At 48.2% G+C, this 8,092-nt stretch carries 10 protein-coding genes; 6 read left to right on the plus strand and 4 right to left on the minus strand.

Annotated elements, in window-relative coordinates:
* Nucleotides 1–247 precede the first annotated feature (247 nt).
* From J1785_RS05915 to J1785_RS05940, 6 genes are all read left to right on the plus strand, one after another.
* Nucleotides 248–544: a hypothetical protein gene (locus tag J1785_RS05915; protein ID WP_217219019.1), complete on the plus strand. Its 297-nt coding sequence runs from the start codon at nucleotides 248–250 to the stop codon at nucleotides 542–544.
* A gap of 222 nt (nucleotides 545–766) precedes the next feature.
* Nucleotides 767–1,063, plus strand: a complete 297-nt coding sequence (locus J1785_RS05920; protein ID WP_217219020.1) for a hypothetical protein — start codon at nucleotides 767–769, stop codon at nucleotides 1,061–1,063.
* 119 nt (nucleotides 1,064–1,182) lie between these two features.
* Nucleotides 1,183–3,453 (plus strand): hypothetical protein, encoded by a 2,271-nt coding sequence (locus J1785_RS05925; protein ID WP_338020339.1) that lies wholly within the window; start codon nucleotides 1,183–1,185, stop codon nucleotides 3,451–3,453.
* Nucleotides 3,450–3,953 (plus strand): siphovirus Gp157 family protein, encoded by a 504-nt coding sequence (locus tag J1785_RS05930; RefSeq protein WP_217219022.1) that lies wholly within the window; start codon nucleotides 3,450–3,452, stop codon nucleotides 3,951–3,953. Before J1785_RS05925 ends, J1785_RS05930 begins: the two co-directional genes overlap by 4 nt.
* A gap of 77 nt (nucleotides 3,954–4,030) precedes the next feature.
* A complete protein-coding gene (locus tag J1785_RS05935) occupies nucleotides 4,031–4,306 on the plus strand; it encodes an excisionase (protein WP_217219023.1) in 276 nt (91 codons plus the stop codon).
* Nucleotides 4,281–5,363 (plus strand): tyrosine-type recombinase/integrase, encoded by a 1,083-nt coding sequence (locus J1785_RS05940; RefSeq protein ID WP_217219024.1) that lies wholly within the window; start codon nucleotides 4,281–4,283, stop codon nucleotides 5,361–5,363. Before J1785_RS05935 ends, J1785_RS05940 begins: the two co-directional genes overlap by 26 nt.
* A 323-nt stretch (nucleotides 5,364–5,686) precedes the next feature.
* On the opposite strand, the gene J1785_RS05945 is transcribed toward J1785_RS05940, so the two are convergent.
* The 4 genes from J1785_RS05945 to ftnA form a co-directional block, all read right to left on the minus strand.
* Nucleotides 5,687–6,022 carry a YebY family protein gene (locus J1785_RS05945; RefSeq protein WP_129951771.1) on the minus strand — a complete coding sequence of 112 codons (336 nt, stop codon included), beginning with the start codon at nucleotides 6,020–6,022 and terminating at the stop codon, nucleotides 5,687–5,689.
* A 49-nt stretch (nucleotides 6,023–6,071) separates the two neighbouring features.
* Nucleotides 6,072–6,956 (minus strand): copper homeostasis membrane protein CopD, encoded by an 885-nt coding sequence (gene copD, locus J1785_RS05950; protein WP_129990496.1) that lies wholly within the window; start codon nucleotides 6,954–6,956, stop codon nucleotides 6,072–6,074.
* Nucleotides 6,957–6,959: 3 nt separating this feature from the next.
* Nucleotides 6,960–7,346, minus strand: coding sequence for a copper homeostasis periplasmic binding protein CopC (gene copC, locus J1785_RS05955; protein ID WP_205951570.1), 387 nt, complete (start codon nucleotides 7,344–7,346; stop codon nucleotides 6,960–6,962).
* 138 nt (nucleotides 7,347–7,484) lie between these two features.
* A complete protein-coding gene (gene ftnA / locus J1785_RS05960) occupies nucleotides 7,485–7,991 on the minus strand; it encodes a non-heme ferritin (protein ID WP_015697874.1) in 507 nt (168 codons plus the stop codon).
* Between the last annotated feature and the right edge of the window lie 101 nt (nucleotides 7,992–8,092).

An 8,092-nucleotide genomic window follows, 5' to 3' on the forward strand; every position in this document is an offset into this window, starting at 1 on the left:
GGATGATTTAAAAGAAGCGATTAAAGACCTCATTGATTCTGGAATTTATTTTAGTGAGATTTATGTCGATTTGGAAATATCAGGAATCAGGCAGGCGTAATAACAATATTTAAGCAGGCTTTAAAATGGCGTGAATTGCAGCGTGAAAAAGCGCAACTGCGAAGATCAGCACCGCAGCATGCCACCTTAAAGCCTACTTAAAATCAGTGGGCAGTAATCACAATCTCAACCATGCGAGGAATGACCAATGATTATCGAAGCGCGTATTACTGGAAATGAACTCATTGCAGGAATCACAGAACTGTCGGAGAAAGACAGCGTTATCGGTTATTTAATTGAGCCAAATAAACGCCAGGATTCAACCTCAATCGTAACACCTGATGGCAAAACACTCGGTGAGTACTGTTGTTCAGGTCATGCGGTGAAAGCGGCGTTTATCCATGCCCACGATCTGAAGGTTGACCAGGCAGAGGAAAGTTCCACGAAGTACTCGATAGCTGATTTATTGCTGGCATCACTTCTGAGTAGCATGACGCGGCATTAATTTTCAGGCCGGTTTATCCGGCCGTATTGAGATGAGTCCCACCAACACCCCGAAAGTAGGGCTCATCCCAATACAGACGTAAAAAAGCCCGCACTTGGCGGGCCGTTCTACCGGCTTAACGTCCCAGCGACGGCGAGTTCAGCGACCAAACCGAACTCAGCGAGGTATGACCAATGGCTTCCACCACTGGACGCCGTGATTATAGTGCGTAATGAGGTAACTATGCAAACCAAACTGCCGTTAACGGCTACGCGAATGATATTTATCATGGCTTATAAAGAAAAATGGAATGATGATTATTCAATTCTATTCTCAGGCACTGATATATCTTCAATAGGCAGTGAATATACTTTGCTGGGCTCAAAGGAAGTTACTTTAGATGTCCCGCAAATAGATTTAGATAATGGGGAGGTGGCAAATCTTAGCAAATTGAAAAGCCAAATTCTTGCTGATGCTCATTTGAAGGTTAAAGACATCGACGAGAAAATAAAGTCATTAATGTTTATCGATACTAAGTAAGCGAGGTTAGACCAATGTCAATTTATATATGTGCCTTTTATCCAAAAAAATCAGCCATCGCGAATGGCGCTGTGCCAATTGCAATTTGCATTGATGCGAAAAGCGCAAAGCTTGCAGAAATGAAAACTGTCACACTGCTTGAAGAATCAGTGCCTGGTGGAAGTGATAATTTTTTCAAACCAAAAATTTGCGAACTGACCGCCGATATTAACAGCCGCCCTTCTGTCGGTGAATTTGATAATACGTGGCTCGAAACTAATATCTGGAATGAAGAAACCAAAACCTTCGATAGCATTCCCATTCTTGATATGGACGACCTGACAGATCCGCTGGCCAGCGCAAAGGTGATTTTTGACCTGCCTATACGCGAGCGTATTGCCTACATCATGATGTACGGCGCAGTTCCCGCCGAACTGGACGCTGAGCAGCTCTCTAACGCTGTCGATATTCTGGCGGATGATGAAACGCCGGAAGAAACCCGCGCCATCATTGATGGTCTGTCTGTTGTTCCGGCTATCAAAGCTATGTATCCGGAAAAAGTGGTAACCCTGATTGATACCATGCACGCACAGTTACCACCTTTCGATAACGCTGAAGACGTGGCAACGTTCGCCGAAAAATGGGTTGCTAAGCCTGAGGAACGTAACCCGGTTAAAACCAGCGCTGACCTCCCGCGCACCTATGACACGCTGGATCTTGAAGTGGCCCTGCACGTTATGGGTATCAACCCTGATGAAGCGAAAGCGTCCGATATCCGCAATGCAAAATACCTGAAAGATAATCGTGACCCGGCGTGGCGCGGCTGGGCTACATCGCTGCGCGTTGTTCCGGGGATCCTCGACATCCCACGCGGTGAACTCTGGGCGCTCATGGCTGATGGCCATAAAAACCTGAAGCTTATTGAAGATGCCGACGCGCGGCGCGATTACGTGAGCAGCAAACTCCACGGACACCCATTGTTACCTGATTATCAGCCAACCTCTACAAAGGTCCAAAATCTTGGTGGTGGCAAGTTCTCCATTGAAGATCTGGCCGGTACTGGCGCCTCAAATGAAGTCGAAAAAACGGAAGTGGTCGAAGAACAGCTTACCGAGCTGCAGGCTCATATTCGGGATCTGGTGACAGGAAAAACCAATGTCGCTTCTCCAGATGAAATGGCGAAACTGCTGACTGAGAAAGGGCTGGGTGCGCGTTTGTTGGTGAATAAGCTCGCTAAGGATTACGAATTTTCAGGCAATGCATTCAGTTTCCTTAAAGTTGACGAAATTCATCATCTGACACTTGATGTCGTTGAGTCGTGGATCCCTGACCAGTCCGACCGCATCGCCTTTATTACTGAGCGAGTGAAATTTTACATTGATGACCGCACCAATAAAGGCACGGTTGAAAAACCTGTGACTGAAACAAAACCGGCCGAAGCCGCAACAATCGCCCCGAAAACTGAAACAGTTCAGGAAAAAACCGCATCAGAAACGGCAAAACCTGCATTGCCTGAAAATACCGTGGCCGCTCCTCAGGATGATTTCAGACAGCGCGCCGCCGCCCTTGAAAGCAGCCTGGCTGAGAAATCAGAAGTTGCGTTGGGAAACCTGCATATCTGGAAACAAGTTCAGAGCACAGACCCGCGTTATACCAAACCTCTGGAAGGCTCTGGCTTTACCGGTACCAGCATTAACGCTGAATACATGTTCATGCGTGCGACGGAGATCTTCGGGCCGGTCGGTACTGGGTGGGGCTATGAGATTATTGAAGATCGCATGATCAACGGTGCGCCTCTTGCAGAATCCATCTACGAAAATAACAAATTCGTCCGAAGCGTTTTGTTGCGAGACGCTGACGGCACTCTGCTGTTCGAACTGAATCATGTCCTGCGCATTAAGTTCTGGTATGTCATCGAGTGTGATGTCCGTGGCGAACTGGAATCCTACGGTTCAACACCTTACATGTACAAAACCAGAAACGGCATTAAAACAGATGGCGAAACCCACAAAAAGAGTCTGACAGACGCCATTAAAAAAGCACTGTCTATGCTCGGTTTCTCCGCCGATGTCTGGCTGGGTTGGCATGACATGCCGGAATATCTCGCTGATAACGCGATCGAGCACAGCCTCAAAAATGCCAGTGATAAAGCAGAAGACGTGGTGCGCATGCGCAAAGAACTCGATGAGAAATTTGCTGCTAATACCGAAACAATGAAAAGCGCAGTTACTGCCAACGAAGTGATCAAAATCGCCTCATCCCTTAACCGCACTATCGGGGTTCACCTGAAGAACGCCAAAGCCGTCAACGATACGGAACATGCGCGTTATCTCGAAACGCGACTGCGCCGCCTGGAAGAAATCAAAACCGAATGTCTGAAAAAATTCACTGAGCAAGGGGAAAAAGCATGAGCACGCGCACCATTGATTTAGCCATCGAAATGAAAAAGCTTCAGGCGCTGGCGGAAGACGGCGAACTTACTCCTGAAATGATCGCTGATACCCTTGAAGGGCTTGAAGGCATGCTTGGTGACAAGCTGGACGCGACAATGTCCGTCGTCCGCGATTTCCTTGGTAACGTTGAAAAATGCGACTCGGAGGCCAAACGCCTGGCTGAACGTAAAAAGATGTGGACCAATCAGGCGGAGCTACTCAAGAAATATATGCTCGACTGCATGATCACCGCCGGTAGTGACAGTGTTAAAACGGCAACCAACACATTCAGCGCGCGCAAAGGTTCATTACGCCTCGTTGTTGATGACGAAGAATCACTGCCGGACTACTTCGTAGAATCGTACACGCAAATCGTAAACAAGGTTAAAAGCGACGAACTCAAAAAAGCCCTGCAGGCTGGCACCGAGATTAAAGGCGCACACCTTGAAACCGCCCCCCGCTCTCTGGCCGTTCGCTAACATTGATTTCTGAAAATCAAAACCGCACCGGTCAGCGTGGCAATATGCTGACCGGTCAACCTAATGAGGTATGACCAATGGCTAAGTTTCTGACCTTAGAAGAATGGAGCGATGCGACTTACGAAAGCAATAAGCCGTCCATTCAGACGCTTTGGCGCTGGGCGCGAGACGGCTACATTTATCCGGCCCCGGAGAAGCATGGGCGACAGTACCGTGTGCAGCCAACTGCCATCTACATCAACCCGAAAGATGTGAGGCTCGGAAAAAAAATTAAAGATGCGCAAAGCAGCTCCCCGGCGCGCAGCGCGTTCATGGAGAAAGTAAAAAATGACGCGGCGAAGCACAAAGTATGATGCAAATCTCCCGAAGAACCTGACTTATCGCCGCCACTACAAGTCATATTACTGGCGTAACCCGCTTACCAAGAAAGAATTCTCGCTCGGACAGATTTCGCGCAGGGATGCGATCTCTCAGGCCATAGAGGCAAATAACTTCATTGAACAGAGCTTCTCCCCCATCGCCCTACTAGAGCGGCTGAAGGGCACCAACGAGTACACGATGAAATCTTGGCTGGAGCGTTATGACGTCCTATTTAAGCGGCGGAAACTGGCTGACAACACCTACAAGGTACGAAAGGGTCAGATTGCCATTATTGAAGAAAAAATGGGGGAAATGGTGTTAGGGAAAATCACAACAAGGCATATCGCTGATTTTCTCGAGATCTGGGTCGCACAGGACAAAAAAACGATGGCGTCCACCATGCGGTCGGTGTTGTCAGATATTTTCCGAGAGGCAATAGTCGAGGGGCATATTGAACAGAATCCAGTAACGTCAACACGAGCCGCAAAGCCTGTAGTAAAGCGCGAACGGTTGGAATTAGATCAATACCTCGCAATAAGACGGAGTGCCGATTTGCTGCCGACATGGTTTGGTTTATCTATGGACTTAGCCCTTATCACCGGCCAGAGGCGAGAGGATATTGCGCTGATGCGTTTTGACCAGGTTGTGGATGGGAGGTTACTGATAGACCAGGGTAAAACTGGCGCAATGATATCCCTACCTCTTGACCTTGAATTACAAAGCGTTGGTTTGCGGTTGGGGACGGTAATTGATCGGTGCCGGCTGGCAAGCAGCACAGATTTCATGGTCAGCGCGGGAAGAAGGAAAAACAGTCCTGATGGATCTCTTCATCCTGACGGGTTAACAAAAAAGTTTGTGACAGCGCGAAGTTCTGCTGGAATTGAGTTCGAAGATAACCCACCGACGTTTCATGAGATCCGGAGCCTGGCAGGTCGGTTGTTCGAGAGGGAGAAAGGGAAAGAGTTTGCGAGGAAATTACTGGGGCATAAATCGGAGAAAATGACGGACAAATACCTTGATGCGAGAGGGAAAGAGTACGCGATGTTGTAAAAGACCGAATACAGGATTTCGTGTAATTTTCGTGTATTTTCGTTTTTACTGAAAATTTATCTTATAAATCAATGACATAAAAAAAGACCGAATACGATTCCTATATTCGGTCTAGGGAAATGGCTCTTGGGAGAGAGCCGTGCGCTAAAAGTTGGCATTAATGCAGGCGGTTAAGCCGTACAACTTAAAGCGTAGACGACAGATGGCTATTTTCCACCCAGTTTGAAACATAGTGATAATAACAATGATGTATTATTTTCATTGTGTGACAACATACGCAAAACATGGAAGTTACATCAGTCATTTATCGTCGGCACGGCCATTCAGCAAAGTGATCTCGCTTTGGCAATAAAGGGAGCCAGACTCATTTTCTGTCCCGGATTCTGCGGGTCATCAAGCCAGATTTTCTCCAACGGCACGGCCTGGACCTGATGGTTTTTGACCTGCTCTTTCGCCACATCATTCAGAGGATATTGCGCCAGCGTACTGTCGTTAATCACATACAGCGCATTACCGGGGCGGCATTGCAGCATCACTTCTTCACGGGTAAAAGCCCAGGTTTTACCGTATTGCAGACGGCTGATCGTTTCCAACTGGGGTGCCGCGAAACTGCTGGCAGATAAGGTCAGCAGCACGCAGGCTAGCAGTGTTTTCCTCATGATTTTTCCTCGATGATATTTAATTCCTGATACCTGTCAGATAACCCGTTCAGCGCGGTGCCAGTGTGGCAAACACACTCACCAGCAGTAAAACACCCAGCGCCAACCCCCATTCGAGCCAGGTCATCATGACAAAATAATGTTGTGCCCTGTCGGGATCTTTACTCATTAATGGCACCAGCCGGTAACGGTTAAACACAGCCACGGCCACCATCATCCCGACCATCAACACTTTGACCACCAGAAGGCGCTGGTAAAGTGATGTCATATCAGTCGGCCAGCGCTGTAAAATAATGGTCGTATTGATGATGCCGGTAAGGATAACCAGCGCGACGGCAGCCTGTCCCCAGAGCGAAAAACGGATAAGTGTGGCAAGCGCATACGGCCTTGCCGCAGGCTGTCGGGTATACCACATGCAAGTCAGTAACGGCAGTAGACACCCGAACCAGTAAGCCGCGCTGAGCAGATGCACCACATGATTGCTTCGCTGGATAACCCCAAGTATACCTTCATGCATCGCGGCATGGCCGACCAATGCCTGGCTCATCAGTAAACCGAATGAGCATAGGAAAATCAGCATATTCCGCACAGGCAGCCAGTCCATCAGAAGCACCAGCAACAGCGCGGCCGTCAGTAATAAATGCCAGCGCCAGACTTCACCAAATGCCGTTGTTAACACCAGCAACCAGACATTCAGGTTCAGCGCATCGCCCCATCCGTTGCCCATCAGCGCAGCCTGAATCGCCAGCATACCGACCGAAGTCACAGCCGCGACAAAAGCAGAGCAGATCATCAGGGTCTGGTTTTTGCGCAGCAACACCGCTGAGAAACCGGCAGGTGTCAGCAGCGAACAAAAAACACTCAACCCAAAGATTTGCATCAGCGAAGCAAAATGCGCAAACCGACACAGAACGAAAAGTACAGTCAGACTCATCGCTTATTTAACAGTGAAGCTGTACTGACCGTGCGTTTTATGACCATCGACGGAGACAACGTTCCACGAAACAATATATTTTCCCGCATGCAACGCATCGGAGAGTGGCAGAACGGCCTGAGTATTATCATTCGCTGCCAGCGCCATTTTACCGGTTTTAACCGCTTTCTGGCTGGCATCCGTCAGGGTGATCTTGCTGAAATCAGGCTCGATGCCTTCACTGAATCCGAGAGACAGTTCAGTCGGGCTGACGGTTAAAACCGAATCTGCCGCAGGGGTTTCCGTTTTCAGATGAGCATGAGCAGAAGCTTGCTGTGAGATAAATCCGCTCAGCATAACGGCTGAGACTGTCAGGACACGGCAAAGAGAAGTGGTTTTTTTGAACACGATGATTCCTTGGCTTGCTTAACGATGAATTTATAACGCCGTCACTTTAGCGCAAACTGCCGTAAAACGTTTGCCAAAAAGACATAAAAAAACGCAGAGGCGGAAGCACTCTGCGTTTTTGTGGACACCCCTGATCGGAAATTAGCCTGCCGGGGTTTGTGCCACCATATTTTTGAGATCTTTATCAACGAAGAACAAACCGTTACCGGTATTGCTGACCAGTGCCAGTTTATCAAGGACAGATTTGAACAGCGTCTCTTCTTCATGCTGCTCAGCAACGTACCATTGCAGGAAGTTGAAGGAAGAATAATCTTTCAGCGTCATGGACAGATCAGCCAGTTCATTGATTTTCTGCGTGATCAGTTGCTCATGTTCGTAAGTTTGCTTGAACAGATCGGTCAGGGATTCAAAGGCAACCGGCGGAGCGGCAATCGCCCCCAGCAAAGGCAGAGCACCGGTATCGCTGACGTATTTGAACAGGCGATGCATATGGTCCATTTCTTCCATTGAATGCTGTTTCAGGAAAGCAGCGGCACCTTCGTAACCTTTGTCGCTGCACCATGCACTCATCTGCAAATATAAATTGGCAGAATAAAACTCGAGGTTCAGCTGTTCATTAAGCTGATCAATCATTTCTTTTTTAAGCACGGCACGGCTCCATAAATTAAATTAAAGCAGGTGGGGGGATTTATTTATCTGCATTATGCCCGTATCAATACAAAATAAAAACACCCGATTCACATTAATAT

The sequence above is a fragment of the Rahnella perminowiae genome (assembly GCF_019049755.1).
GTDB classification, from domain to species: Bacteria; Pseudomonadota; Gammaproteobacteria; order Enterobacterales; family Enterobacteriaceae; genus Rahnella; species Rahnella perminowiae.

Excerpts from the sequence above, each read along its gene's own strand:
- J1785_RS05940 (WP_217219024.1), top strand. The coding sequence starts at position 4,281 with ATGACGCGGCGAAGCACAAAGTATGATGCAAATCTCCCGAAGAACCTG.
- J1785_RS05925 (WP_338020339.1), top strand. The coding sequence starts at position 1,183 with ATGAAAACTGTCACACTGCTTGAAGAATCAGTGCCTGGTGGAAGTGAT.
- J1785_RS05920 (WP_217219020.1), top strand. The coding sequence starts at position 767 with ATGCAAACCAAACTGCCGTTAACGGCTACGCGAATGATATTTATCATG.
- J1785_RS05915 (WP_217219019.1), top strand. The coding sequence starts at position 248 with ATGATTATCGAAGCGCGTATTACTGGAAATGAACTCATTGCAGGAATC.
- J1785_RS05945 (WP_129951771.1), bottom strand. The coding sequence starts at position 6,022 with ATGAGGAAAACACTGCTAGCCTGCGTGCTGCTGACCTTATCTGCCAGC.
- J1785_RS05930 (WP_217219022.1), top strand. The coding sequence starts at position 3,450 with ATGAGCACGCGCACCATTGATTTAGCCATCGAAATGAAAAAGCTTCAG.
- copD (WP_129990496.1), bottom strand. The coding sequence starts at position 6,956 with ATGAGTCTGACTGTACTTTTCGTTCTGTGTCGGTTTGCGCATTTTGCT.
- J1785_RS05935 (WP_217219023.1), top strand. The coding sequence starts at position 4,031 with ATGGCTAAGTTTCTGACCTTAGAAGAATGGAGCGATGCGACTTACGAA.